Origin of the sequence: Lysinibacillus sp. FSL K6-3209 (genome assembly GCF_037976175.1) — a bacterium.
Classification (GTDB): domain Bacteria; phylum Bacillota; class Bacilli; order Bacillales_A; family Planococcaceae; genus Lysinibacillus; species Lysinibacillus sphaericus_D.
Window position 1 is genome coordinate 937317 of record NZ_CP150264.1, and the last position, 25982, is coordinate 963298.

Annotated in this window: 24 protein-coding genes; 17 read left to right on the forward strand and 7 right to left on the reverse strand. The window is 37.8% G+C overall.

The genetic code is table 11. From position 1 onward, the window contains the following. Window positions 1–26 precede the first annotated feature (26 nt). Both MHH88_RS04425 and pyc read left to right on the forward strand, forming a co-directional pair. Entirely contained in the window at window positions 27–1208 is a 1182-nt protein-coding gene (locus MHH88_RS04425; protein ID WP_069510316.1) for an FtsW/RodA/SpoVE family cell cycle protein, read from the forward strand. Between the two features lie 11 nt (window positions 1209–1219). Next, complete coding sequence (pyc, locus tag MHH88_RS04430) at window positions 1220–4654, forward strand: pyruvate carboxylase (RefSeq protein ID WP_339261685.1); 3435 nt, start codon at window positions 1220–1222, stop codon at window positions 4652–4654. Between the two features lie 372 nt (window positions 4655–5026). Here pyc and MHH88_RS04435 read toward each other — a convergent pair whose 3' ends face one another. After that, window positions 5027–5950, reverse strand: a complete 924-nt coding sequence (locus tag MHH88_RS04435; RefSeq protein WP_069510314.1) for a heme A synthase — start codon at window positions 5948–5950, stop codon at window positions 5027–5029. Between the two features lie 336 nt (window positions 5951–6286). On the opposite strand from MHH88_RS04435, the gene cyoE reads away from it, so the two are divergent. From cyoE to MHH88_RS04470, 7 genes are all read left to right on the forward strand, one after another. Then, window positions 6287–7204 carry a heme o synthase gene (gene cyoE / locus MHH88_RS04440; RefSeq protein WP_024362177.1) on the forward strand — a complete coding sequence of 306 codons (918 nt, stop codon included), beginning with the start codon at window positions 6287–6289 and terminating at the stop codon, window positions 7202–7204. 98 nt (window positions 7205–7302) lie between these two features. Further along, complete coding sequence (gene coxB, locus MHH88_RS04445) at window positions 7303–8391, forward strand: cytochrome c oxidase subunit II (protein ID WP_339261686.1); 1089 nt, start codon at window positions 7303–7305, stop codon at window positions 8389–8391. Between the two features lie 39 nt (window positions 8392–8430). Beyond that, window positions 8431–10314: a cytochrome c oxidase subunit I gene (gene ctaD, locus MHH88_RS04450; protein WP_069510309.1), complete on the forward strand. Its 1884-nt coding sequence runs from the start codon at window positions 8431–8433 to the stop codon at window positions 10312–10314. Then, window positions 10314–10940 carry a cytochrome c oxidase subunit 3 gene (locus tag MHH88_RS04455; protein ID WP_024362174.1) on the forward strand — a complete coding sequence of 209 codons (627 nt, stop codon included), beginning with the start codon at window positions 10314–10316 and terminating at the stop codon, window positions 10938–10940. Before ctaD ends, MHH88_RS04455 begins: the two co-directional genes overlap by 1 nt. Before the next feature lies 1 nt (window position 10941). Continuing rightward, entirely contained in the window at window positions 10942–11286 is a 345-nt protein-coding gene (locus tag MHH88_RS04460) for a cytochrome C oxidase subunit IV family protein (RefSeq protein WP_069510307.1), read from the forward strand. Between the two features lie 328 nt (window positions 11287–11614). After that, window positions 11615–12541 (forward strand): cytochrome c oxidase assembly factor CtaG, encoded by a 927-nt coding sequence (ctaG, locus tag MHH88_RS04465; RefSeq protein WP_103977333.1) that lies wholly within the window; start codon window positions 11615–11617, stop codon window positions 12539–12541. Window positions 12542–12576: 35 nt separating this feature from the next. Continuing rightward, window positions 12577–13038, forward strand: a complete 462-nt coding sequence (locus MHH88_RS04470; protein ID WP_069510303.1) for a DUF420 domain-containing protein — start codon at window positions 12577–12579, stop codon at window positions 13036–13038. A 17-nt stretch (window positions 13039–13055) separates the two neighbouring features. Here MHH88_RS04470 and ytvI read toward each other — a convergent pair whose 3' ends face one another. Beyond that, window positions 13056–14120, reverse strand: a complete 1065-nt coding sequence (ytvI, locus tag MHH88_RS04475; protein ID WP_103977332.1) for a sporulation integral membrane protein YtvI — start codon at window positions 14118–14120, stop codon at window positions 13056–13058. 222 nt (window positions 14121–14342) lie between these two features. Beyond that, the gene (locus tag MHH88_RS04480) at window positions 14343–14744 is read right to left on the reverse strand and encodes a YugN family protein (protein WP_024362169.1); all 402 of its coding nucleotides are present in this window, start codon (window positions 14742–14744) and stop codon (window positions 14343–14345) included. Window positions 14745–14892: 148 nt separating this feature from the next. Here MHH88_RS04480 and MHH88_RS04485 point away from each other — a divergent pair, with 148 nt between their 5' ends. Together MHH88_RS04485 and MHH88_RS04490 are read left to right on the forward strand one after the other, a co-directional pair. Continuing rightward, window positions 14893–16005 (forward strand): CAP domain-containing protein, encoded by a 1113-nt coding sequence (locus MHH88_RS04485; protein WP_069510301.1) that lies wholly within the window; start codon window positions 14893–14895, stop codon window positions 16003–16005. Window positions 16006–16208: 203 nt separating this feature from the next. Continuing rightward, the gene (locus MHH88_RS04490) at window positions 16209–17681 is read left to right on the forward strand and encodes a UDP-N-acetylmuramoyl-L-alanyl-D-glutamate--2,6-diaminopimelate ligase (RefSeq protein ID WP_103977331.1); all 1473 of its coding nucleotides are present in this window, start codon (window positions 16209–16211) and stop codon (window positions 17679–17681) included. Here the strand turns inward: MHH88_RS04490 and MHH88_RS04495 are convergent. Beyond that, entirely contained in the window at window positions 17659–18162 is a 504-nt protein-coding gene (locus tag MHH88_RS04495) for a PaaI family thioesterase (RefSeq protein WP_339261687.1), read from the reverse strand. The genes MHH88_RS04490 and MHH88_RS04495 overlap by 23 nt on opposite strands. A gap of 86 nt (window positions 18163–18248) precedes the next feature. On the opposite strand from MHH88_RS04495, the gene MHH88_RS04500 reads away from it, so the two are divergent. Both MHH88_RS04500 and MHH88_RS04505 read left to right on the forward strand, forming a co-directional pair. Continuing rightward, on the forward strand, window positions 18249–18695 hold the full coding sequence (locus MHH88_RS04500) for a YlbF family regulator (protein WP_069510296.1): 447 nt from the start codon (window positions 18249–18251) through the stop codon (window positions 18693–18695). Window positions 18696–19052: 357 nt separating this feature from the next. After that, entirely contained in the window at window positions 19053–20105 is a 1053-nt protein-coding gene (locus MHH88_RS04505) for a tartrate dehydrogenase (RefSeq protein WP_339261688.1), read from the forward strand. 340 nt (window positions 20106–20445) lie between these two features. Here the strand turns inward: MHH88_RS04505 and MHH88_RS04510 are convergent, their stop codons facing one another. Next, the gene (locus tag MHH88_RS04510) at window positions 20446–21351 is read right to left on the reverse strand and encodes a glycerophosphodiester phosphodiesterase (RefSeq protein WP_339261689.1); all 906 of its coding nucleotides are present in this window, start codon (window positions 21349–21351) and stop codon (window positions 20446–20448) included. Window positions 21352–21576: 225 nt separating this feature from the next. Between MHH88_RS04510 and MHH88_RS04515 the strand changes: the two genes are divergently transcribed. Further along, complete coding sequence (locus tag MHH88_RS04515; RefSeq protein WP_024362162.1) at window positions 21577–21849, forward strand: YlbG family protein; 273 nt, start codon at window positions 21577–21579, stop codon at window positions 21847–21849. A 2-nt stretch (window positions 21850–21851) separates the two neighbouring features. Here the strand turns inward: MHH88_RS04515 and MHH88_RS04520 are convergent, their stop codons facing one another. Continuing rightward, on the reverse strand, window positions 21852–22241 hold the full coding sequence (locus MHH88_RS04520; RefSeq protein ID WP_025218748.1) for a hypothetical protein: 390 nt from the start codon (window positions 22239–22241) through the stop codon (window positions 21852–21854). Between the two features lie 56 nt (window positions 22242–22297). Here MHH88_RS04520 and MHH88_RS04525 point away from each other — a divergent pair, with 56 nt between their 5' ends. The 3 genes from MHH88_RS04525 to coaD all read left to right on the forward strand — a co-directional run bounded on the left by MHH88_RS04525 (window position 22298) and on the right by coaD (window position 24854). Further along, window positions 22298–23722, forward strand: coding sequence for an RNA polymerase II (locus MHH88_RS04525; RefSeq protein WP_339261690.1), 1425 nt, complete (start codon window positions 22298–22300; stop codon window positions 23720–23722). Between the two features lie 75 nt (window positions 23723–23797). Beyond that, window positions 23798–24364 carry a 16S rRNA (guanine(966)-N(2))-methyltransferase RsmD gene (gene rsmD / locus MHH88_RS04530; RefSeq protein WP_103977329.1) on the forward strand — a complete coding sequence of 189 codons (567 nt, stop codon included), beginning with the start codon at window positions 23798–23800 and terminating at the stop codon, window positions 24362–24364. Continuing rightward, window positions 24312–24854: a pantetheine-phosphate adenylyltransferase gene (gene coaD / locus MHH88_RS04535; protein WP_069510287.1), complete on the forward strand. Its 543-nt coding sequence runs from the start codon at window positions 24312–24314 to the stop codon at window positions 24852–24854. Before rsmD ends, coaD begins: the two co-directional genes overlap by 53 nt. Before the next feature lie 112 nt (window positions 24855–24966). Here coaD and MHH88_RS04540 read toward each other — a convergent pair whose 3' ends face one another. After that, window positions 24967–25944, reverse strand: a complete 978-nt coding sequence (locus MHH88_RS04540; RefSeq protein ID WP_339261691.1) for a hypothetical protein — start codon at window positions 25942–25944, stop codon at window positions 24967–24969. Window positions 25945–25982 lie beyond the last annotated feature (38 nt).

Here is a 25982-nt window from a genome sequence, read left to right on the forward strand (position 1 = left end):
TTTTTTTTCTAGAACGAGGTTTTCCAATGAAACAATACTTAAAACGATATGCTCAAAATTTTGATTACCCATTATTTTTTACGGTTTTGTTGTTAAGTTTATTTGGCTTAGTAATGATTTATAGCTCAAGTATGATGGTGGCAATCGTCCACAAAGAACAAGCACCTGATTATTTTTATCAAAAACAACTCATTAACTTAGCAGTCGCGTCTTTAGGATTTGTGGCCGCAGCATTTTTCCCTTATAAGCATTATGCAAATAAGAATATTATGTTGTTACTGACGATTGTGTTAATTGTGCTCTTTACTTGGGTAAAAGTAGCTGGTAATGGGGCAGAGGAAGTAGGCTCTCAAAGTTGGATTAGTGTACCAGGATTGGGGAATTTCCAGCCTTCCGAATATGCGAAACTATTTATAATTTTATATTTTGCAGCAGCATTTTATCGGAAATCTCAAAAATATACATTTGAAAAGCTTCAGCCAACAGAGATTTTTTATCCGATTTTCCTGTGGATACTTGTTGTAGCTGGTGTAGCCTTTGAAACAGATTTAGGGGCAGTTATTATTTTATGTGGTATCGCTGTATCTGTGGTCGCAGCAAGTGGTATTCCTTTTAAAACGTTTTGGAAGTTTTTTGGTGTTTTAGGTGCATTTGGTACAGCTATTCTAGGCATGCTCTGGCTATTTAAAGGTGAATTATTAAAAGGGAACCGTAAAGGACGTATCGAATCTTATTTTAATCCATTTGATTTTGAAAATGGAGTGGGTCACCAAGTTGTCAATAGCTATTATGCAATTGGCGGTGGCGGTCTAGAAGGTAGAGGACTCGGTCAATCTATTCAAAAATTAGGTTATTTGCCTGAGCCACAAACCGATTTTATTATGGCGATTGTAATGGAGGAACTTGGTGTTTGGGGAGTTCTAATCGTCTTAGGTGGTTTAGGATTTATTGTATATAAAGGTTTTTCCATTGCATTGCGAACAAAAGATCCACTAGCACGTATGATTGCTGCTGGGATTGCGAGCTGGATTGCCTGGCAATCGTTTATTAATCTTGGGGGTGTAACCGGGTTAATCCCGTTAACCGGTGTCACGCTGCCTTTCATTAGTTACGGCGGGACATCTATAATTTTGCTATCTTTAGCTATGGGGATATTGATTAATGTTTCCATGTTCGAAAAGGTAGAAAGAAGGAAATCACAAACATAAGGGGGATACCTATGGAATCAATCAACAAAATCCTTGTAGCCAATCGGGGAGAAATTGCAATTCGAATTTTCCGTGCGTGTACGGAGCTCAACATTCACACAGTCGCTATTTATTCACGTGAGGACAGTGGAGCATTCCATCGCTTTAAAGCGGATGAAGCTTATTTAGTAGGGGCAGGCAAGAAACCAATCGATGCGTATTTAGATATTGAAGGCATCATTGCAATCGCTAAGGATGCAGGCGTTGATGCGATTCATCCAGGGTATGGTTTTTTATCAGAAAACGTGGAATTTGCACGTCGTTGTGAGGAAGAGGGCATTTTATTTATCGGTCCAACTTCACAACATTTAGATATGTTTGGAGATAAGGTAAAAGCGCGTGAACAAGCCATTAACGCAGATATTCCTGTTATTCCGGGTACGGATGGTCCAGTTGCTTCAGTAGAAGAAGTACAAGCTTTTGGTGAACAATATGGATACCCGCTTATGATTAAAGCTTCTTTAGGTGGCGGTGGACGCGGCATGCGTGTTGTGCAAACAAAGGACGATGTTGCATCTGCTTACGAACGTGCCAAATCAGAGGCAAAAGCAGCTTTTGGGTCTGATGAAGTGTATGTAGAAAAATGCATACTTCACCCAAAACATATTGAAGTCCAAATTATAGGCGATAAAATGGGTAATATTGTGCATTTATATGAGCGTGATTGTTCGATTCAACGTCGCCATCAAAAGGTTGTAGAGATTGCGCCATCAAATTCAATTTCAGAAAATTTAAGAAATAGAATTTGTGATGCAGCAGTTCAAATAATGAAAAATGTCTCGTACATAAATGCAGGGACAGTTGAATTTTTAGTTGCGGGCGATGACTTTTATTTCATCGAGGTAAACCCTCGAATTCAAGTAGAGCATACAATTACGGAAATGATTACAGGCATTGATATCGTCCATGCGCAAATTAAGGTAGCGGCAGGCTACAGCTTGCATAGCGAAGAAATACACATACCGCAACAAGCGAATATTCCGATGATTGGTTATGCGATTCAAGCACGTGTGACAACGGAAGATCCAGCGAATGATTTTATGCCAGATACAGGGAAGTTAATGGTATATCGTTCAAGTGGTGGCTTTGGCGTTCGTTTAGATGCAGGGAACGGATTCCAAGGTGCCGTTGTTACACCGTATTATGATTCATTGCTTGTGAAAATTTCAACATCAGGTATGACCTTTAAAGAAGCGGCTGCGAAAATGGACCGTAACTTAAAAGAATTTCGTATTCGCGGGGTAAAAACGAATATTCCATTTTTAAATAATGTAGTAACGCATAAAAATTTCTTAGAAGGTTCGTTTGACACGAGCTTTATTGATACAACGCCTGAATTATTCAATTTCCCTGTGCGACAAGACCGCGGGACAAAGCTGTTAAGTTATATCGGTAATGTGACGTTAAATGGTTTTCCAGGGGTGGAAAACAAGGCCAAGCCTATATTCTCTCAGCCGATTAAGCCACTTGTAGATTTGAATGGGCAGCCGTTATCAGGTACAAAGCAAATTTTAGATGAGCAAGGTGCAAACGGTTTAGTACAGTGGATTTTACAACAGGATGAAGTGTTATTAACAGATACAACGTTCCGCGATGCACATCAATCCTTATTAGCTACGCGTGTGCGTTCACAAGATATGTATCAAATTGCAGATGAAACAGCACGTATGATGCATAACTTCTTCTCGCTAGAAATGTGGGGCGGTGCAACGTTTGATGTAGCGTATCGTTTTTTAAAGGAAGATCCATGGGAGCGCTTAGCGAAACTACGTGAGCAAATACCGAATGTACTGTTCCAAATGCTATTGCGTGGGGCGAATGCTGTAGGCTACACGAACTATCCTGATAATTTAATTCGAGCGTTTATTGCCGAGTCGGCTGCATCGGGTATTGATGTCTTCCGTATTTTCGATAGCTTAAACTGGATTAAAGGGATGGAAGTTGCCATTGATGCGGCAAGAGATGCAGGGAAAATTGCAGAGGCTGCGATTTGCTACACAGGTGATATTTTAGATGACGGACGTGCAAAATACTCCGTACAGTATTACAAAGATATGGCGAAGTCGCTAGAGGCGTCAGGAGCCCATATTTTAGCGATTAAGGATATGGCTGGGTTGTTAAAGCCGGAAGCTGCTTACCGCTTAATATCGGAGCTTAAAGAGGCGACAAACCTACCAATTCATTTGCACACACATGATACAAGTGGCAATGGAATTTATTTATATGCAAAAGCCATCGAGGCTGGGGTAGATATTTTAGATACTGCACTCGGTGCAATGGCAGGTTTAACGTCACAGCCAAGTGCTAACTCGTTATATTATGCGATGAAGGGTAGCAAACGTGAAATTCGTGCAGAAATTGAATCGCTTGAAAAGCTTTCTTATTACTGGGAAGATGTGCGTAAATACTATAAAGATTTCGAAAGTGGCATGATTAGTCCTCATTCTGAAATTTATGTCCATGAGATGCCAGGTGGTCAATACAGTAACTTGCAACAACAAGCAAAGGCTGTTGGCTTAGGCGATCGCTGGGATGAAGTAAAACGCATGTATTCACGTGTCAACCTATTATTTGGAGACATTGTGAAAGTGACACCGTCATCTAAAGTAGTCGGTGATATGGCATTATTTATGGTGCAAAACGAATTAAATGAAGAAACCGTTATATCTAGAGGGAAAACGATTGATTTCCCGGATTCTGTTATTGAATTTTTCCAAGGTTATTTAGGGCAACCACACGGGGGCTTCCCAGCGGCACTTCAGAAAGTGGTATTGAAAGAGCGTGAACCAATTACTGTTCGTCCAGGTGAACTGTTAGAGGCGGTTGACTTTGAGCAGCTTGAGGAAGTATTGGCGGATAAATTAAATCGTCCTGTTACGAAGAAAGATATACTCGCTTATGCACTTTACCCGAAAGTATTTGATGAGTATGCGAAAACGCTAGAGTCCTTCGGTAATATTTCAGTGCTAGATACGCCAACGTTTTTATATGGCTTAAAGCTAGGCGAAGAAATTGAAGTAGAAATCGAAAAGGGCAAAACATTAATTATTAAGCTGGTATCAATAGGTGAACCACAGCATGATGGTACACGTGTTATTTACTTTGAATTAAATGGTCAATCGCGTGAGCTTGTCATTCAAGATATGACGGTAGAAGTGGATGGTAGCATAGCCTTGAAGGCAGATCCAAGCAATCCGAACCAAATTGGGGCAACAATGCCAGGGACTGTATTAAAAGTCGTTGTATCTAAAGGCAGCCCTGTCAAACGTGGTGACCACTTGTTAATTACCGAAGCCATGAAAATGGAAACAACTGTACAGGCACCAAAAGATGGTATAGTGAAAGAGGTATACGCAAGTGCGGGAGATGCCATTTCAACAGGTGATTTATTAATTGAAATTGAATAATTAACGATAAAAAAAGGTTATTAGTAGCTATTGTAGCGCACTAATAACCTTTTTTCTTTGTAGTAGAAAGTGCTTAAGGTGTGTTATAAATCCATTTTCAAAACAGATGGTTTGAAAAGAGCATTAAAGCCCACTTTCTTTCTCGACATTCAGCGTCTTTAGCCATTGCACTGACTTAGCCACAAATAGGTTGTAATTGTCTACCGTTTTATTGCTGAAGGTGCCTATTTGTTAACTACGAAGACATCAAAAAAATAATATAATCCAGTTGTTTCTTCGCAAAAATTAAAGCCACGCATTATTTTGAGGTTAGGAGGAAGGATGTGATGGAAAATAAAAAAGATTCGACAGCAACGTGCCGAATCTTTTTAGTTATTTATTTTTTTCATTATAGTTGCTACGTGCTACGAGCATAATCATGTAACAAAGAAGGCCGAATAAAAGTGAAATGAACAATGAGTGTAATAAAGCTACTGTTAAATTCAATCGAGTAAGGACTACTAACATACCTGCTAGAACTTGTAGAATAACGATGATGAAAGCAGTAATCCAGCCATAATAAATAACACGTTGTTGTTTGTATTCTTTTATAGCGTGCCAAGTTATGTATGTAATCCAAATGAAAATAATGATAGCTGCCAGTCGATGTCCCATTTGAACCCATTCGTACATATTGTTAGGTTGAGCAAACGGTGTTTCGTTGTAGCAAAATGGCCAGTCAGGACATACTAAACTAGAATCTGTATGTCGAACAAGTGCCCCTGTATAAACGACTAAATAAGAATAAATTGTGACAGCAATTGTATGCCAACGTAGTTTTTTCCCAATAAATACGTTATCAGCATCAAACTTCCGATCAACTTCAAATACAATCATAGAAAGAATCAGAACGGCTGCAAAAGAAATAAGTGAGATTCCAAAATGCAAAGCGAGAATGAAGTCTCCTTGTCCCCATAATACTTGAGCTGCTCCAATAAGTGCCTGTGCAATTAAGAAGAACATCGATAAAAAACCTAAAAATTTTACTTCACGAATATGACCAAGTTTCCGCCATGTCCAAATTGTTAGAACGAGAATTGAGATGGATACGACTCCTGTAACAAGACGATGGGAGAATTCAATTAAAACTTCTGTTGTAATTTCTTTTGGGATAAGAGAACCATTGCAATCTGGCCAGTTTCGACCACAGCCCAAGCCACTATCTGTTTTTGTAACGAGTGCCCCGCCAAGTAAAATAAGGAGCATTCCCACTGTAGCGGCAACAGCAAACCACTTCATATACCTGTTGTGTTGCATAAAATGAGTCACCTACTTTATCTATCAATATTACATGAAAGTAATGTTTCTGCTACTAGATGATATCTAAAATACAATTAAAATACAACTTGTAAAGAGAAGGGAGTATTAGATGTCGATTCCATTTCACAAATTGTTCATAATTTCGTACTTTAACCTTCACAATTCATTTTAGAAAATGTTTTACTATAGATATGTTGTTTTTAATTATATTTCTAGACAAAGCTAATTTTTACAACTTCATCTAAATTTCACTAAACGTCTAGAAATCAATCGCAAATTTCGCTATAGTTATTGTTAGCGGAATATGCTTACAAAAATGAAAGGAGAGGTAACATGTCAAACGGTCGTACGTTATCGGCTACTAGAAACACTGATCCAGAATCAACATCTGTTGTAAAAGATTTCTTAGCTTTGATAAAAATTGGGATCGTTAACTCGAATCTTGTCACAACGTTTACAGGGATGTGGCTGGCATTTCAGTTTACTGGTAGACATTTCTTGCAAGAGCTTAATGTCATCGTTTGTATCATGCTGGGTGCTGCATTAATAATTGGCGGTTCTGGTGCAATGAATAATTTCATTGACCGAGATATTGATCCCATTATGAAACGAACGAAGTCAAGACCGACAGTTACAGGTAGATTTAAGCCGAATTTTGTATTGACCATTGCCCTCTCATTTTTAATTGTAGGTGAAATTTTGTTATTTACGGCATCATTTGCAGCCGGCATGTGGGGACTAGTAGGAATATTCGCTTATGTTGTTCTGTATTCAATGTGGTCAAAAAGGAAGCATGTTAGTAACACGATAGTCGGAAGTATTTCGGGGGCGATTCCACCTGTAATTGGATTTGCAGCAGTTGAACCTGCACTCGGCCCAGGAGCACTTGCTCTCTTTCTTATTATGTTTGCATGGCAACCACCGCATTTTTATGCGCTTGCTATGAAACGTACTGAAGAATATCGTGCAGCTAATATTCCAATGCTACCAGTAGTGAAAGGTTTTAAACGAACGAAGTACTCAATGTTTTTCTGGATTCTTTTATTATTCCCGTTACCGTTCCTATTACCTGAGCTTGGAATTGGATTTTTAGTGCTTGCGACTACTTTGAACTTAGGCTGGTTAATACTAGCTTTAAAGGGCTTTACCACAAAAGATGATATGAAATGGGCAAATAAAATGTTTATTTACTCATTGAATCATATGACGATCTTATTTGTGGCAATTATAATATTTGCGGTGTTCAGCTAAATTTAGGGATTCTTTCTTTCACAAGAATTCATATAGACAGAACCAATGTCCTAGGTACACATGAAAATACAACAAAGAAAGAGGGGTTTAATTAAGCTATGATGAAAGGGCTTAAAAAGTGGCGTCTTTTTTCACTTCTAGCAGTGATGATGGTTTTCCTTTCAGGTTGTGGTGAAGATTATATTTCTGCACTGAAACCATCTGGTCAAGTAGGTAAAGAACAATTCAACCTATTATTGTTGGCTACTGGAATTATGACGTTAGTTATAGTTGTAGTATCTGTTATCTATTTACTTGCATTCTTAAAGTTCCGCCGTTCAAAAGTAGGCGAAAATGTTATTCCTAAGCAAGTAGAAGGTAGTCACACACTTGAAGTAATTTGGACAGTTATTCCTATTATTTTATTATTAATCTTATCTGTACCGGTTGTTACAGCTACTTATAAATTTGCAGATGTTGCTGCAATGGACGAAGTAGATGAAGCAGGTAACAAAACGGCTCTAACAGTAAACGTAACTGCAAAATTATACTGGTGGGAGTTCGAATACCCTAACCAAGGGATTGTAACAGCTCAAGAATTAGTTGTACCAACAGGTCAAAAAGTTTACTTTAACTTAAAAGCTGCTGATGTTAAGCACTCATTCTGGATTCCCGCGATTGGCGGTAAAATGGATACGAACGTAGAAAACTTAAACAAATTCTACTTAGTATTTGATAAAGAATCAGCAGATCTTAAAGATGGCGTATTCTATGGTAAATGTGCTGAGCTATGTGGCCCTTCACACGCACTAATGGACTTTAAAGTAAAAACAGTTAGCCCAGAAGCATTCGATGCTTGGGTAGCAAACATGAAAGCAACTGAAGGACAAACTGCTTCTAAAGATTCAACTGATCTAGGTGAAGCAACATTTGCTAACAGCTGTTTAGCTTGTCACGCTGTATCTGGCGTAGGCGGTACTGGCGGCGTTGGTCCTAACTTAACTACATTCGGTGACCGTAACCGAGTTGCAGGTTTCTTAGAACATAATGAAGAAAGCTTAAAAGCATGGATTAAAAATCCAGGAGAATTCAAACCAGGTAACTTAATGATGAATCCTGAAGGTACTGCACCAGTCTATGGTGATTTAACTGATGAAGAAATTCAAGCTCTTGCAACTTACATCATGGGCTTATCAGTAGAGAAATAATTTTTGTTTATGTAACAAACTTTGAGGGAGGTAAAAGTTGTGAGCTCATATACACAGAAAAAGGGCTTTGGAGCAGCTGTCTGGGATTACATTACAACTGTTGACCATAAAAAGTTAGCTGTAATGTATTTATTAGCCGGTACATTGTTCTTCGCTATCGCTGGTTTTGAAGCGTTATTAATGCGTATTCAGTTAATGAAACCAAATAACGATTTCGTGTCAGCTGGTTTTTTCAATGAATTATTAACGATGCACGGAACAACAATGTTATTCCTTGCTGCGACTCCATTACTATTCGCATTTATGAACATGCTTGTACCATTACAAATTGGTGCACGTGACGTTGCATTCCCGTTCCTTAACTCGTTAGGGTTCTGGTTGTTCTTCCTAGGTGCTGTATTCCTTCACCTGTCATTCTTTATGGGTGGCGCTCCTGATGCGGGCTGGACATCTTATGCATCATTATCTTTATATTCTCCAGGTCATGGTATTGACTTCTATGTACTTGGTTTACAAATTTCAGGGGCAGGTACGTTAATTTCAGGTCTTAACTTTATCGTTACGATTATTACAATGCGTGCTCCAGGTATGACATTTATGCGTATGCCATTATTCACTTGGACTACATTAGTAGCGAGTGCATTAATCTTATTCGCATTCCCTCCATTAACAATTGGTTTATTAATGATGTTAGTTGACCGTATGTTCGGTGGTAACTTCTTTGACCATACAATGGGTGGTAACACAGTAATTTGGGAACACTTATTCTGGATCTTCGGACACCCAGAAGTATATATTTTAGTATTACCAGCTTTCGGTTTATTCTCGGAAATTATCCCAGCATTCTCTCGTAAGCGTCTATTCGGATACTCTTCAATGGTATTCGCAACAATTTTAATTGGTTTCCTAGGCTTCATGGTTTGGGCTCACCACATGTTCACAACTGGTCTTGGGCCAACTGCGAACGCAATCTTCGCTGTTGCAACAATGGCAATCGCCGTTCCAACAGGTATGAAAGTATTCAACTGGATCTTAACTATTTGGGGCGGATCTATTAAAGTTACGACACCAATGCTATATGCACTTGGTTTCATCCCGTCATTCGTTGCGGGTGGTGTTACTGGGGTAATGCAAGCATCTGCTCCACTTGACTACCAATTACACGATTCTTACTTTATCGTTGCTCACTTCCACTACGTAATCGTTGGTGGTATCGTTACGGCTTTATTCGGTTCAGCGCACTTCTACTGGCCAATTTTCTTCAACCGTATGTTAAACGAAGCGCTTGGTAAATTGACTTTCTGGGTATTCTTTATCGGATTCCATTTAACATTCTTCGTGCAACACTTCTTAGGTTTAATGGGTATGCCACGTCGCGTATTCACTTACATGGAAGGTCAAGGTTGGGATCAGTTCAACTATATTTCTACAATCGGTGCATTGATGATGGGTGTAGGGGTTATCTTAATGGTAATCAACTGCTTAATGTCTATCAAAGGTAAACCAGCAGGTCGCGATCCATGGGGCGATGGTCGTACTTTAGAATGGTCAATTCCACAACCAATTCCATTCTACAACTTCCGTCAAACACCACTTGTTCGTGGTCTAGATCCATGGTGGATTGAAAAACAAGAAGGTAATAAAGAAGTGACATTTGCTGAGCCAATTGGTGATATCCATATGCCAAACAACTCTGCAATTCCATTCGTTATTTCTTTAGGTTTATTTATCGCAGCATTTGGTGCTCTTTATAATACAGATGCTGATAAACCATGGTCAATTTATGTGTTAATTATCGGTCTTGCTATTACATTTGGTGCAATGATTGTCCGTTCTGTGAAAGACGATCACGGTTTCCACTTACACAAAGAAGACATTCTTGAAATTGAAGAACAACTTTACGGTAAAGGAGGAAATAAATAATGGATTACAATACTAAATTTACTCCTCATACTTGGCCAGACCATCCTGAACAAGCAACGATGGAAGGTAAAAATAAAATCGTTGGATTCTGGATTTTCCTTGCCTGTGAAGTTGTGCTTTTCGCAAGTTTATTTGCTACTTATTTAGCACTTAAGAACAAAGGGCCAGCTGGCATGGAGTTCACAACACAAGGTTTATTTGAATTACCGTTAGCATTTGCCATGACGATGTTATTATTAACATCTTCACTAACTTCAGTTTATGCAATTTACCATATGCGTAATTTTAATTACAAAGGTATGCAAACTTGGTTAGCCATCACTTTACTTTTAGGTCTTGGTTTCCTTGCCCTAGAAATTTATGAGTTCCAACACTATGTGCATCTTGGTTTCACATTTGACCAATCTGCATTCGCAACTGCGTTCTATACGCTAGTAGGTACACACGGTTTCCACGTATCTTTAGGGTTAGTTTGGATTACAACTTTACTTATCCGTAACGCTAAACGTGGTCTTAACTTGTATAATGCACCTAAGTTCTTCGTGGCTGCCTTATACTGGCACTTTATTGACGTAGTTTGGGTATTTATCTTTACAGCAGTATACTTGATGGGAGTGATCGGATAATATGTCATCACATGATACACCTGTAGTTGCTAAGTCTCAAGCTCAATTTGAATATGATCGTCATCATAATGCCGTTCATATGCGTAAACAAGTAATCAACTTTGCGATTATGATTTTCTTAACATTTATCGCGTTCGCTGTCGTTGCAGCTGGTTTTTCTAAATACTTTATAGCTCCATTTGTTCTATTGCTTGCTGGCGTTCAAGTTGTCCTACAACTTTATGCTTTCATGCACTTAGAAGACAAAAAAACACACTTCGGTGGTGTGATTGCTTTCTTTATGTGGATGGGGATTTTAATCGCATTTACATTCTTCTTAGCATTTTTAACAATTATTTGGTGGTAATCACCAAAAATGAGCATGTTCTCTGCAATTTGCAGAGACGTGCTTTTTTCGTTTATAAACAGAAATTGATTGCTTGTGAATTGTTCACCGTTCGTTCATTGCAGTATAGCTGTAAGCGTTTTATAATGGGAGTACTGAAGTTTTGATTACGTCTCGGTATAAATAGGTGTTATTTTATAGTGTCTGCTTTTTAAATCTAGGACATGTGCCAGAGGCTTAACTTTGTTTGTAGAAGTTTGTTTCCAAAATAAGTAGAATGTTTTAGCGTGCATTACACTTTTAGGTGTTAGCAATGTATGCTGAAATAAGGTAAAGGAGCGCTAATAGTATGCCACTTAGTATATTTGGTTTCCAAGCTTTATGGAGCCCGTATTTAATAGGGGTTCTCATTTTTATAACAGCAATTTATTTTTTAGTGACAACGAAATGGCGTAAAGATTTTAAAGTCAGTGAGCCGCTGAAAAAAGGTGAAGCGATTTATTTCGTATTGGCAATGATTACGATTTATATTATAAAAGGCTCTCCAATAGATGTTATGGCTCATATCATGTTTACGATGCATATGGTGCAAATGGCTATTCTTTTATTACTTGTACCAATTTTCCTTATTAAGGGTATTCCTTGGTGGGTATGGAAAGTTGCAATTGAAGCGCCAGTTGTCAAACCATTATTTAAAGTGTTAACATTACCAGTGGTTGCGATATTTGTTTTTATTGGTCTATTTTCTTTCTATCATTTACCGTCAGTTTTAGACTACATTAAATTAAACGAGACGTTACATGGTACATATACTTTTGTATTATTTGTTTCTGCTGTGTTAATGTACTGGCCTTTAATTCAAAAAATGCCAAATAGCTCTGAAATGAAACCCTTGCATAAACTAGCTTACATTATTGCCAATGCTGTTTTAATTACACCTGCGTGTGCATTAATTATTTTCGCACCGAATGCGATGTATGAAACGTATACGAGTGGTGAAGCTTGGTTAAAGGCAATGGAGCTATGTGTACCGGCCTCCACTTTATCTAGCTTGTCATTATCTGGACCAGAGCTATTTACAGATATGAAGCCTGTGGCGGATCAGCAACTTGGTGGAGTGCTTATGAAAATATTGCAAGAAATTATCTTTGGTGTATTAATCGGGGCTATCTTTACAAAATGGTATCGTTCTGAGCAAAAAGATCCTGATAAAATTACTGCCGATGCATTAAAAGCACACCAACAGAAATGGGAAAGAGAACAACATCAGCTGTAATAAGTGAAATTTATATTGTATAAGGGGTTTTGTGAATGGAATTGCAAATTTTGCCTACTATAAGTACATCATTTATCGTGATAAGTGCAGTACTTGTAGCAATTGGTTGGGGCTTAATTATAAAGGGAAAAGTAGAAGCGCATAAAAAAGTTATGTTAGCTGCTGGTGTTGCTGCACTTTGCTTCTTTATCATCTATGCTTCACGTACGGTCTTTATTGGTAATACAGCGTTTGGTGGCGGTGAGGATTTAAAACCTTATTATACATTCTTTCTAATTTTCCACATTACTTTAGCAACTGCTGGGGCAGTGTTTGGGATTGTTAGTATTATTTCAGGTTTAAAAATGAACATTAAGCTTCACAAACGCATTGGACCAATCACTAGTATTATTTGGTTTTTTGTAGCAGTCACAGGTGTTATGGTATACATGTTACTGTATATACTATTTGAACCAGGTGAAACAACGTCTGTTATTAAAGCAATTTTAGGATTTTAACGCAAAAATCTCCCTCCTTACTCTTTCGTAGGTGGGAGATTTTTTATAGAAGGCTGATTGAATAAAGATAGTGCTACAACAACGAGTAAAGGACCGATTAAAATACCGAGAAATCCAAATATTTTAAAGCCGACAAACATTGCGATAAAAGTGGAAAGTGATGAAAGCCCGATCTTGTCTCCAATAATTTTTGGTTCAATCATGCGTCGTATTAAGAAAAGAATGACTGTCAGCGCAATTAAGGCAATAGCAAAGACATAGTCACCTGTAAAAGCTTTGTAAATTGCCCAAGGAACTAGCAAAATAAACGAGTCTAAAAAGGGAATAATATCTAATACGACAAGTAAAAGTGCTAATATTAATGGAAAAGGTGTTTTTAACAAGTAAAATGCGATTAAGGCTACTGCAAAAATGCAAACACCAACAAGTAATTGTGCCTTCAAAAAGCCGAATAACGCCACTTTCACTCGTTCCCCAATAAAGAGTATTTTTTGTTGGTAATGAAAGGGGATAGGGGTCAGAAGTTTTCGATTAATGGCTGGTAAATCTAAAAGCAACATATATAACACAATCCAATAAACAAAAATATCAAACAATTGATTTGGTATATGTGTCAGTAATGATGACCAAACATTTATATTTGTTAACGAAAGGGCAAATTTTTCAATGGAAGAAAGTGCTCGTGCAATCATGAATTGAATTTGTGTTACGAGATCTAAAGGTAAATGATACGTATAGTTAGCTAGTTTAGATTGAATTTGAATCCAGAGTGCTGATAATTGGTTAAGATAATCTGGAATATGAATAATAATTGATGAAAATTGTTTCCAGCCTATAAAGCCTACCAAAATACATAGTAATAGCGTTATGCAAAAAAATAATAACCAAAAAATGGAGACGATAATTTTTCGTTTTTTTCGAAAGCGTTTGCTCATACGGATAATGAGCGGTTCTAATAATAATGCAGTTACATAGGCAAGAAGTATGGGAAAAGATAAGGATAAAAACCAAAGTATAATCAATCCTAAAGCGATAACGATTATTGGATGACGAAAAAAAGGTTGTTTAAGAAATTGTATCAAGAATCTCACCTACATCATTTGAAAGATATTGTTAGTATGAGAAGAAATATTTTTTTTACTCAAAATAAAAAAGACTGGACCACCAGTCTTTTCTTGATACATATCTATTTGTTATGACAAGCTCGCATTTTTTAAGATTGTTGTCGCTTCAAAGCAACTCTGTCGTTAATAAGATGCAAGTGGTGAAGGCATTGGCTTTCACGAGAAAGTCGTTAGCGCTAATTATGCGTTAACTGGCTCCAATGCTTTTTTATTAGAAGGAGATTCAATTGCGAATGCTTCTAAGTCTAATCTTACTTTGTTTAAGATTTCGTCACATTTTTTGACAAGGTGAGCTGGGAAAACTTCATCTGCACCATACTCAACGCCGTGTGGATAGTAGTATTTACCAAGAACTGGTTTCATTAATGTTAGAACTGCATCGTGTGCTCCAACATCACCAGATTGCGCATAGGCGAATACACGTAGGTAGTAACGACCTTCACGAGTATCAAAACGACGGTCAAAAGTCATTCGTTCGTAATCCCAAGCACCGTCACATTCTAAACCATTTTTTTTCATAATGTTTTCAATCAGTTCTTGGTCAGCTGTTAAATTTTCAAGGTTAGTGTTCTCAAAATACATCTAATAATCCTCCTTTAGCTTTTTATACAAAGTATACGCTCATTTTTATAATAGAGCATATTCGACATTGTTGCAATGACAACATTGTGTCAACACGTTTACAATTGATATAATAACTTACAATAATGGTGAAGAAAAGGAGTCGTGTATGAAAGCATTATTTCGCATTTTAATTGTCTGTGCAACAATTGCGTTTATCGGCTTTATGTTCTTTAATACTGCAAAAGAAAATGAGCCGCTCGAAGGACCGAATGCCAATTCAAATATTATTCCAAAAACAGAGCTGGAGCAGCCGGATGTAGGTGCGATGTCCCGTCCACAAAGTGGGATGTCGACATTTATTGGACAAGGAACTCAGATGATTGTAGAACAATACGGTGAACCAGCAAGAAAAGAGCCTTCATCATTTGGTTACGAATGGTGGGTTTATAACACAAGTGTGTCAACATTTTTTATGCTAGGTGTGCAAAATAATATTGTGACACAAGTATACATAGCCGGAGATAAGTTGGATGCTTCACCTTTTAAAATTGGTCAGAAGCGCGACGATATTTACCGAATGACAATTATTGATTATGAAGTGGCAGCGAATGTAGGAGAAAATATTTTTATTTTTTCTATGAGTGAAGAAGATATGCAGACAAGACTACTCGTTAAATTTGACGGGCTTTTTGCACAGCTTTATGTTGATAGCGAAACAGGTGAGCTACAAGGCGTTCGCTTTACAGATAGCGAGACGTTAGTCCTACATCAGCCTTATGAAATGATTTATCAAGGTGAGCTTGTGAGTCCAACACCTCCATCCTCCTTTTTACAACAGGAAATTAATGAAGCAAGTGCTAGACAGCTCGATGATTTAATTAACGTCACACGAGCTCATCACCATTTAGCACCATTGGAACTTGATGAAAAATTAGAAGAAGTGGCAAAACTACACAGTGAAGATATGAAGGTACAAAATTTTTCTGGTCATGAATCACCAACGAACGGTGATTTAAAGAAACGTTTAGATGCACAGGGTATTGTTTTTAATAATGCGAATGAAAATCTAGCGACCGCGTACTTCGATGCTATTGAAGCAATGCATGGTTGGCAAAATTCACCAGAACATCGTAAAGTCATTTTAAATGATAAATATTCGGCAGTAGGGTCAGGTGTCTTTTTAAATTACTATACCCAAATTTTTATGGAACCGACGAAGCAAAAGGATGACAGTGAGAAAGATACGAGTGAAGAATCGGTTGAGAATTCAGAAGAATAATAAGGTGCCAGTCACTCACACAATTTTAGAGATTGTCTTGATTACATCAAGACAATCTTTTTTTGTGTTAAAAATTGAATAGCTCTACTCTAGGTCATGATGTGCAAGATTGCATTTTATTGGCACTTGGAGCTACCTGCATTTTTCGTCACACCGTTATAAAGGCCGTCATATGATAGAGAACTGAAGGGAGGAATGAGACCTTGCAATTAGCTGAGCTATTGAAAGATTGGCCATGTAGTGTAACCGGTGGATCCATTCGCACAATAATTACTGGTGTTGAGGATTATGCACAAGCGGTGAAGCCTGGAGATATCTTTATTGTACGGAAAGGGAAAAAGACATCGGGCAATCGTTTTGTCAAAGAAGCACTGGCAAGGGGTGCAGCGGCCGTTGTATCCGAGGAAAGTATTGCCATACCATTCAACGATCAAAATATCCCTTTCGTGTGGGTGCCGAATACCGCATTGTTTTTATCTTATGCAAGTGCAAAACTAGCTGCTTTTCCGGCAGAGGCATTATCAGTTATCGCCATTACAGGAACAAATGGAAAAACAACGGTGAGCCATTTTGTTAGCCAATTACTACAAGCTGTACATAAAAATGTAGCAGTTATTGGAACAGTAGGCTTTTTTATTAATGGACAAAAACAACAAACTGAATATGAGCAATTAACAACACTGCAAGCAAAAGAGCTACATCCTATATTAAAACAATGTGTACGTCAAGGTGTGACACACGTTGTGTTAGAAGCATCTTCAATGGGTTTGCAACAGCATCGACTAGATCATTGTGATATTGACTGTGGCGTATTTTTAAATTTATCAGAGGATCATTTAGAAGACCATGGGGGACTTGAAGCATATAAGCGTGCAAAAAAGAGGCTAGCAGATTTATCGAAAAAATTGGTGTTAAATGGCGATGATAATTTTTGTCGCTCCGTTGGTATTTACGACAAGAAAAAATCATGCTCATTCGGTTTTGACAATCACAATGATTTACATATCCAAATTGTGAGTGAATCTGTTGGAAAAACAGTTATCTGTCTGCAAACGACGGCAAGTGAGCACATCATGGCTATACCTTTTGTTGGAAAGTATCATGTGCAAAATGCAGTAGCTGCACTAATGGCGGTGTGGCGTCTAGGCTTCTCCATTGATGAACTTGCTGAGCATATGTGGGCGCTAAAGCTTCCGGAGGGTAGACTTGAGCGAATTGATAACCCGCTCGGTATTGATGTATATGTAGACTACGCACATACAGCTGAAGCATTGCAGGCTGTATTACAAACTTTCGATAGTAAGAAGACCATTTATCTTGTATTTAGCTGTGGCGGTAATCGAGATAAGGCAAAACGATTTGCCATGGGGGCTGTGGCAAGTAAGTATGCAGATGTAATTTTTTTAACGACTGATAATCCGCGTGATGAGGACCCGATCGTCATTAATGAAAGTATTATTGCAGGTTTCTCTGAACAGCAATACTATGAAATTTTTTTGGATCGTAAAGTAGCGATACATCAGGCATTGGCAAAAGCGCAAAAAGGAGATATTGTTCTTGTTGCCGGAAAAGGGCATGAACAAACGCAGCAAATAAAAAATCAAAAATTCCCTTTTTCCGACCAACAATGTATTAAAGATTATTTTTTAGAAGTTAAGACGGACGGCGCTGAATAACGAAGAAAGAAGCGGTAGCAATCGCCAGTTTACGCCCTGTCTCATCCTCGATATCACATTCCATGACAAGCGTTTGTCGTCCTTTATGAACAAAACGTCCTCGTGCAATTAATTCTTTGTTGGTCGTAGTTGCTATATAAGATATGTTAAGGTTAGTAGTCACAACATTAAAGCCTTCTGCAACAGAACGTGAAGCTAATCCTCCCATTGCTGCATCAGCAATTGTTGCAATAATTCCTCCATGTGGGACTTTAATAGTATTATGAATAACAGGTGTAACAGGTATTCGTACTTCACTCACTTCTGGTTCAAAGTTGCCTACCATATGTAAAGCGGCATTTATATACCGTCGATGTATGCCTTGTTGTTTATCGCGAATGCCATTGAGCAAGTGTAGCAATACTTCCTCATCCTCCGCTGTACTATGATGTAAAATAGTAGCGAGTAATTCTTCAATTTGCCCTTTAGATGATGTACCCAATTATAAAACTCCTTTATTTAGAATTATCAATAATGTAAAATTACCATAAAATCTGTTATGATGGGAAATAGATTGGGGGAATTAAAATGATGATGACCTCTGAATGGGCAATCATTTTGGATGAGGCCGATGCGCTTTGTGAAATGATTCTTTCCTCTGAACCTGCGCATACGCTAAAGCTCGCGTATAATGCTGTCTATAGTGATACGCAATTAGTCGAAGCTATTTATGCATTTGGTCGCATGAAGGAGCAATACGAAGATGTACAACGTTTCGGAAAATATCATCCGGATTATCATACAATTATGAAATCGATTCGTCAGCAAAAGCGAGCACTCGATTTAAATGAAAAGATTTCAGCATTAAAGTTAGCTGAAAATGATTTTCAAGATTTGCTTGATGAAATAAGCATGCTTATTGGTAAAACCGTATCGGAAGCAGTGAAAGTACCGGTTAGCAATCCGTTCTTTGCATCGAATTCTTCATGTGGAAGCGGTTGTGGCTCAGGTGGCTCTTGCTCGTGTTCAGCATAATTTAAGCAGTGCGAATCAACATATTGCTTCATGTATAGACATAATACCTCTCGAGGTGTTGTGTCTTTTTTTGTGGAAATCTATAAAAGAATCCTTCTTTTTTGTAGGGAGGAGCAAATAATCTTATTTGTATATGATATTAGCTGAATGGAGTGGAATGCGCGACACTCCTGCATGCACAGCACGAGCTAAAAATTAGTTGAAGCCATACTTGCGGAAATTGAGCGCATGGAACGTAAATCAACGTGTATTATTTCTATAAAATCAGAAGCACGTCAAACGACATTGCTGCTATTTTTTTTACAAGAAAAATTATATAGTAAGTGTGTAAGTAAAGTTGGAAAAGGGGTCAATGAAATGAAAATATATCGAATTGCTGTAATACCAGGAGATGGTATAGGAAAAGAAGTAGTGCCTGCCGCAATAGAAGTTTTAGATAAAATTGCACAATTAGATGGAAGCTTTCAATTTGAATGGACAACATTTCCTTGGGGGTGTGACTATTACTTAGAGACAGGTAAAATGATGCCTGATAATGGTATTGAACTATTACGAGGCTATGATCAAATTTTTTTAGGCGCAGTGGGCATGCCTGATTTAGTACCAGATCATATATCTTTGTGGGGCTTGCTGATTAAAATTCGTCGTGAAATGAAGCAGTCCATTAATGTCCGTCCAGCAAAGCTTTTACAAGGCTTACCATCGCCGTTGCGTAATCCACATAACTTTGACTTTGTTGTTGTCCGTGAAAACTCGGAAGGAGAATATTCAGAGAGTGGTGGCCGTATGCATAGTGGGCAGGATGAAATCGCCATTCAAAATGCGATTTTTACGCGAAAAGGGACGGAGCGGGCTATGCGATATGCCTTTGAAATGGCTAAAACACGTCGCCAGCATGTAACGAGTGCGACAAAATCGAATGGATTAACATACATCATGCCTTTTTGGGATGATGTTTTTGCGGAAGTTGCGAAAGATTATAAAACGATAGGGCATACGACTAATCATATTGATGCATTAGCTGCCTTTTTAGTCATGAAACCAGAAAACTTTGATGTCATCGTTGCTTCCAATTTATTTGGGGACATTTTAACAGATTTAGGTGGTGCTATTATGGGAAGTATTGGTATCGCCCCAGCAGCTAACTTAAATATTGAACGCGACTATCCTTCAATGTTTGAACCCGTTCATGGTTCTGCACCTGATATTGCAGGTAAAGGAATTGCTAACCCCCTTGGGCAAATATGGACAGGTAAAATGATGCTAGATTTTTTAGGCTATCAAGAACTCGGCAGTAAGGTGCTAAATGCAATGGAAGCTACTTTAGCTCAAGGCATAAAAACAGGAGATTTAGGAGGAACGGCTACAATGAGAGAGGTAACGGATGCAATTTTAGATCAGTTATCATAAGCGTATTAAAAAAAGAAGAGGCTGGGACATAACTAAAAAAATTTAAGGAATAGAGGAAAGCTGTTCATAAATTTTTGCTATATGGAGACCTTAGCTATTCTTGCTTTTGCAATTAAAAAAATTAGAAGTGTTCACTAGTTGTTGGTAGCGAAGGCGGTGACTCCGGCTCAGAACAGCACATAATGTTAGACGCGGGCATTCCGCGCGTAGCGAGGGTTGCGGCTTACTGTGCTGAGCGGAAAGCACCGCTGTAGCGGACAACAACGGCATAGCAAAAAAGTGTTAGATTGATTGGGTTCAATCTAACACTTTTTCTCTTTTGTCCCAGCCTCTTTTGTCTTTAGTCATGTTGTAGTAGTAATTCAACTGCGATATCAGGGCGATCGGTAATAATACCTTTTGCGCCGTTATGGATTAATTTATTCATAGTCACTAAATCGTTAATTGTCCAATAATGAACTGGAATGTTTAAGTTGTTTAAAAACTGAATAAACTTTGGTGAATCGAGCGACACGACACCTGACTTTGGAGGAATTTGGAATACATCTACTTTTGGGTGATATAAATGTCCAAATTGACTTGAGAATGAAGCGAATGCTTTACGAACATCTGACTCACCTGCGCCAAGTGCGACTTGATTTTGTGCATATAAATTAAAACGGTCAATTTGTTCACCATAAAAGCTAGTGACAACAACGCGATCCTCTACCCCTAATTCTTCTATTAATCGCCATAGTTTTGAAGGCATTAAACTACCTTCATACGTATCTGGTGCATCTTTAATATCAATATTGATTAACATATTTGGATAGCTTTCTAGCAGTTCACGTAGTGTAACAACGTCAACTTTTTTATCCCGATAAGGATATTCGCCTGCTAAATCCTCGAATTGATAACCATGATTTAATGCGTTTATTTCTTCTAATGTCATTTCTGATACTGCACCATATCCATCAGTTGTACGGTCTACGGTAGCATCATGGAAGACGATGATTTCTTCGTCTTTTGTTAAGCGAATGTCTATTTCAAAGCCGTCTACACCTAATTGTGCCGATTTTTCAAAAGCAAGCATTGTATGCTCGGGTTCTAAATGTGCTCCGCCGCGATGTGCCAAAATAATCGGGCGATCAAATTGTAATGCTTGTTTCCCTTCACGCTGTTGAGGTTTAGAAATAGCTTTACTACCTGCCCAAGCAGCTGCGCTGGCTGCTGCTATTGCAATAGCTATCTTCGTTTTCTTACCCATATTCGTCCTCCTTAACAATCAAATTAATATAAAAGGTGCTGGCGAATTCACTTGCAATGTTTAAGCTAAAGCACTTTTATCTAGCATGAGAGAATGTAAATCTGTCGATAAACGCGCTATGCTTTTCCATTATAACGGAAAAATGAGCGTTCTGTCAGCTAAACTCTGTTGCTATCATTTTCCGGTCTATGGTATGCTTTTATGTAAGAAATGAGGGAAAACTATATGAACGAACGACAAGGGCTAATCGTTTACGTCCATCAATTAAAACATGCGAAATCACTTCGAAAATATGGTCATGTTCATTATATTTCTCGTAAGCAAAAGTATGTAGTACTGTATTGCGATCGAGAGGACATTGAAATGATGACAATAAAATTACAACGCCTTCCATTTGTGAAAGACGTTGTGGAATCTTATCGTCCCTTCGTTAAAACTGAGTTCGAAAATGCAAAGCCGGATAAAGCGAAGGAATACGACTATAAAACGGGCCTATAACATTAATTTAATGCTGGGATATAGTGATGTAGTCTCATTATTCCAATTAAGTATTGATAAAATAGTTTTGGCTCCGAAAATATAGATGAGTGCTTTATTTCTACAACAACCGCTTTTCGACCCAGTTGTTCAATACTTTCTTCGAACATGATTTGACGCTTTGAAGGCTTGTCCTCTTGAAATGGGATCCCTTCGCGACAAATATAAATCGGCATGAATTTACTTTCTCCGACTGGTTTTAAAGCAATAGCTAAAGAAGCAACCTGTTTATCTTCTTTTGTAGACGTTAGTATAAAGGCTTGGTGAAAGCGACCTTGATTCGTTTTAATAATTTCAAGTAGTTCATAAACATCGCCATAGCCTTCTCCTAATTCTATAAATTGTTGTGGCATTTATATTGCACATCCTTTCCAATACACATAGTATCATGCTGCGGGAGGTCAAGCACATGAAATTTGCAATGAGTTTCTTTACAATTTTAGTATTAGTCGTTACAGGTGTGTTGTTTTTCCAATATCAGGCATATTCTTCTGATTTAGAATCAGGAAACGGTGGTCCATTCCACTATTCTCAAGAAATTGAGATTGTGTATCGTGAAAATAGTCTTGATATTCGTCATCATTTTAAAAATTTACCAAATCAAAAGGTGAAAATAAAATGGCCAGACGATGCAACAAACCCAACATGTTTTATCGAGAATGAAAATAGTTGTAAACGGTTATCAGAGGAAGCATCTTATTTTGCTAAAGGCGAAACAAAATCACAATCTGTTTCATACATAATCCCTATTGAGGGCGGACTGAAAGACAAAATGCTTCTTCAAAATGTATTTGCCACTTTATCGAATGGAGAAGTATCTTATTCTGTCATTCATATTTCAACAGATAGTAAAACTGTTGGTCAGTGGATTACAGGTTTACCTTTAGTAGGTCAGCAACAATTATCACTTGTTAACTATACGATGTTTAGTGGAAACGGTGCAGTTAGTGATATTTATTGGCAGGCTGGTAATTTAAAGGCACAAGAACAGACGCCTGTTTTAACAATTTATGCACAGCAGGCAATTTCAAACGGTTTCTTAAAATCACTTGAAAATATCAAGTTTTTAAATGATGAGCATATAGCGATTATTCAAGAGAAAAATCCTGTTGCCCAACATGATGAACGTTTATTATTTTTACCGACGCTAACACCTCAAGCGGTGGAGCAGGAAGTGATTCTTTCGCAAATTCAATCGCAATATACATTTGAAAATTCACCGGCATGGTTGGCTGAAGTTGTGGCATCCTATTTAGTGAAGGATTCAATTGGCTCAGATAAGTCAAAGGCAATTGTGAAGACATTAAAAGAGTACATGACATCAGAACAACAGGTAGCATGGAAAGATGCGATGCACAATCTTGGACAAGAGCCGATATCGCCAGTTTCAATGGACAAGCTATTATCAACAGTATTGAATGCAAAAACTTCGTATTTCCAACTGAATGCAAGCCAAGAAAATGGTACGTATCCATTATTATTGGAAGATGAGCGTAGTATTTATGTAGATGGCACAATTAAAAAAGATGTTCATGTTATTTTATATGAAGGTCAAGTATTATACAGTGCTGATACATTGCTACCATACCTAGGTTATACAGCTAGTGAAGGGAAAAACGGCTATTATGTGAATAGTGATAATCGAACATTCCGTTTCCCAAAAGAATCTGGATTTTACGTGTTCAATCAACGTAGATATTCCACAATCTCTGATCCAATTATAAAAATTGTGGATCATTATTATGTAGAAGAAGCTTGGTTACAACGTCTATTTTTAGTAGAATTACAAAAAAGTGATGGTCGTATTCAAGTGTTAACACAAGAACAAGAATAATTTTTTGCAGCGGAGGATGTCTTTCGCTGCAAAAATGCTTTCTATATGTAGCAGAAAGTACGGTGAATTACATCTATGAGAGTAGTAGCAGGAGAACGCAAAGGAATGCCCCTAAAGGCTGTTGCGGGGAGTACAACAAGACCTACAACAGACAAAGTAAAAGAATCCATCTTTAATATAATCGGTCCATTTTTTGATGGAGGAACAGCCCTCGATTTATTTGCTGGAAGTGGCGGTTTAGGAATTGAATCGCTGAGTCGAGGTGTAGAACATGCTGTCTTCATTGAAAAAGACGCAAAAGCGTATCAGGTATTACAAGAAAATATCAAGAAGTGTCGATATGAAGATTGTTCAGAGCTGTTTCGCATTGATGCAAAGCGTGCTGTGAAAGCGCTGTTAAAGCGTGATATTACATTTAATCTTGTATTTTTAGATCCGCCTTACCATCATAAAGAATACTATGATTTAGTACAGGTGCTTGTTGAGCATGATAAAGTACAACGCAATGGTATTATTTTATGTGAACATGCAAAAGAGGTAGAATTGCCTTCTAGCTTTGGTGCTTTTCTATTACAGAGACAAGAAACATATGGCGGAACGATTATTTCGGTTTATCGTTGTGCTGGGGAAGAGGGAGAGTAAGTTGGAGAAAGTTGCTGTTGTTCCTGGAAGTTTTGATCCTGTTACATTTGGTCATTTAGATATTATCAAGCGTGCTGCAGATGTTTTTGATGTGGTTTATGTGGCAGTGTTAAACAATTCATCGAAGCATCCATTATTTTCTGTAGATGAACGGATGTCATTGATGGCGGAAGTTACAAAGGATTTGCCGAATGTCAGAATCGAGAGTTCTTCTGGTCTTCTGATTGACTATGCAAAAGAAAAGAATGCCAAAGCTATTGTTCGTGGATTACGAGCAGTTTCGGATTTTGAATACGAAATGCAAATTACTTCGATGAACCGTTTTCTAGATGAAACGATTGAAACATTTTTTATTATGACAAAAAATCAATATTCGTTCTTAAGCTCTAGCATTGTTAAAGAGGTAGCGAAATACGGAAGCGATGTCCGTGAACTGGTTCCAGCTTGTGTTGAACGAGCTTTAAAAGAAAAATATGGTTTTGCCAAATAATCTGTAGACTATAGACGGACTTGAAGAAAATCGAGTTCAGTCTATAGTCTTTTTTATATACAACCGTTTTACGCGGCTTAAGGAAGATTCAGAATTGTTTGGGTGACTGGCACTATAGTAAGAAAAAAGCAGCATAAATTGTTGGCACAATGATTATGCTAAGAAGGCGAAATTTGATGTAAGGTCTGACAGAAAGCTTGGCTGATTTTGCAATAACAAAAATTTGTAAATGAATACTTATGCTTTGCATCGTTAACATTATGACAACGAGTAATGATAAATATGGGAAATCAGAAAACTCAGTAACCGTCATTTTTAATCCGTTTGTTACTTCAAGAATCGCGGCGATTGCAAGCTCAACTGTTTGTGGAATAGTAGGTAACATTTTATCTAAACCTTGTTGTAATATGGTTTGAATGGTTGTGAAAAAAATGATGGTTGTGCCAACTAATAGAATGGTTGGTGCCGTTTCTTTTATGCTCTCTGAAAATGGGGCTGTATATAAGACGGTATTGTGTACAGAAATGGTAGGAGGGTCGGTTTTACGAAATAAAAAATAACCAACTACTAAGCAACAAATATTAAAACTATGTAGTAAACATAAAAACAGCCAACCAAACGTATTACTGTTTAATAAATCAAGGCTGACAAAACCTAGTACGAAAAGAGGGCTTGGGGCATGACAAACGGCAAGTAAAAAGTTCGCCTCTTTTAGGTGTAATTGACCACTATTTTTTAAATATACAATTGTTGTGGCTCCTGTCGGGTATCCACCAAGTGCGCTAATAAGATAGGCTTGTACGTATAGAGAAATTCGTTTTGTTTTTGCACGCATAGGAGCGGTTAAACGAAGTAACCATTGCGTTAAAATAAGATAAGGCAATAAATAAGGGAATAACGCCTCCATAAAAAGATTTAATCCTAAATCGGTACCACTATGAGCAGTTTGTGGGAACAACAAGAGTAATAGGATAAGAAGTATGCAGAGCGCTATTTGAATTGTCGCAAACATGATATCATCTCGTTTCAACTTTTTGTCATTCACATAGGCAAATGCTAAAATCAATATATGTAAAAAAGGCAAAAACATGAACTAATAGTTTTGCGTGCGTCTTAGGAGGTGTCCAT

Bases quoted from the DNA above. Each gene is read 5' to 3' on its own strand.
- MHH88_RS04425 (WP_069510316.1), top strand. From the start codon at position 27: ATGAAACAATACTTAAAACGATATGCTCAAAATTTTGATTACCCATTA.
- pyc (WP_339261685.1), top strand. From the start codon at position 1,220: ATGGAATCAATCAACAAAATCCTTGTAGCCAATCGGGGAGAAATTGCA.
- MHH88_RS04435 (WP_069510314.1), bottom strand. From the start codon at position 5,950: ATGCAACACAACAGGTATATGAAGTGGTTTGCTGTTGCCGCTACAGTG.
- cyoE (WP_024362177.1), top strand. From the start codon at position 6,287: ATGTCAAACGGTCGTACGTTATCGGCTACTAGAAACACTGATCCAGAA.
- coxB (WP_339261686.1), top strand. From the start codon at position 7,303: ATGATGAAAGGGCTTAAAAAGTGGCGTCTTTTTTCACTTCTAGCAGTG.
- MHH88_RS04455 (WP_024362174.1), top strand. From the start codon at position 10,314: ATGGATTACAATACTAAATTTACTCCTCATACTTGGCCAGACCATCCT.
- MHH88_RS04460 (WP_069510307.1), top strand. From the start codon at position 10,942: ATGTCATCACATGATACACCTGTAGTTGCTAAGTCTCAAGCTCAATTT.
- ctaG (WP_103977333.1), top strand. From the start codon at position 11,615: ATGCCACTTAGTATATTTGGTTTCCAAGCTTTATGGAGCCCGTATTTA.
- MHH88_RS04470 (WP_069510303.1), top strand. From the start codon at position 12,577: ATGGAATTGCAAATTTTGCCTACTATAAGTACATCATTTATCGTGATA.
- MHH88_RS04480 (WP_024362169.1), bottom strand. From the start codon at position 14,744: ATGTATTTTGAGAACACTAACCTTGAAAATTTAACAGCTGACCAAGAA.
- MHH88_RS04485 (WP_069510301.1), top strand. From the start codon at position 14,893: ATGAAAGCATTATTTCGCATTTTAATTGTCTGTGCAACAATTGCGTTT.
- MHH88_RS04500 (WP_069510296.1), top strand. From the start codon at position 18,249: ATGATGATGACCTCTGAATGGGCAATCATTTTGGATGAGGCCGATGCG.
- MHH88_RS04505 (WP_339261688.1), top strand. From the start codon at position 19,053: ATGAAAATATATCGAATTGCTGTAATACCAGGAGATGGTATAGGAAAA.
- MHH88_RS04510 (WP_339261689.1), bottom strand. From the start codon at position 21,351: ATGGGTAAGAAAACGAAGATAGCTATTGCAATAGCAGCAGCCAGCGCA.
- MHH88_RS04515 (WP_024362162.1), top strand. From the start codon at position 21,577: ATGAACGAACGACAAGGGCTAATCGTTTACGTCCATCAATTAAAACAT.
- MHH88_RS04520 (WP_025218748.1), bottom strand. From the start codon at position 22,241: ATGCCACAACAATTTATAGAATTAGGAGAAGGCTATGGCGATGTTTAT.
- MHH88_RS04525 (WP_339261690.1), top strand. From the start codon at position 22,298: ATGAAATTTGCAATGAGTTTCTTTACAATTTTAGTATTAGTCGTTACA.
- rsmD (WP_103977329.1), top strand. From the start codon at position 23,798: ATGAGAGTAGTAGCAGGAGAACGCAAAGGAATGCCCCTAAAGGCTGTT.
- coaD (WP_069510287.1), top strand. From the start codon at position 24,312: ATGGCGGAACGATTATTTCGGTTTATCGTTGTGCTGGGGAAGAGGGAG.
- MHH88_RS04540 (WP_339261691.1), bottom strand. From the start codon at position 25,944: ATGTTTTTGCCTTTTTTACATATATTGATTTTAGCATTTGCCTATGTG.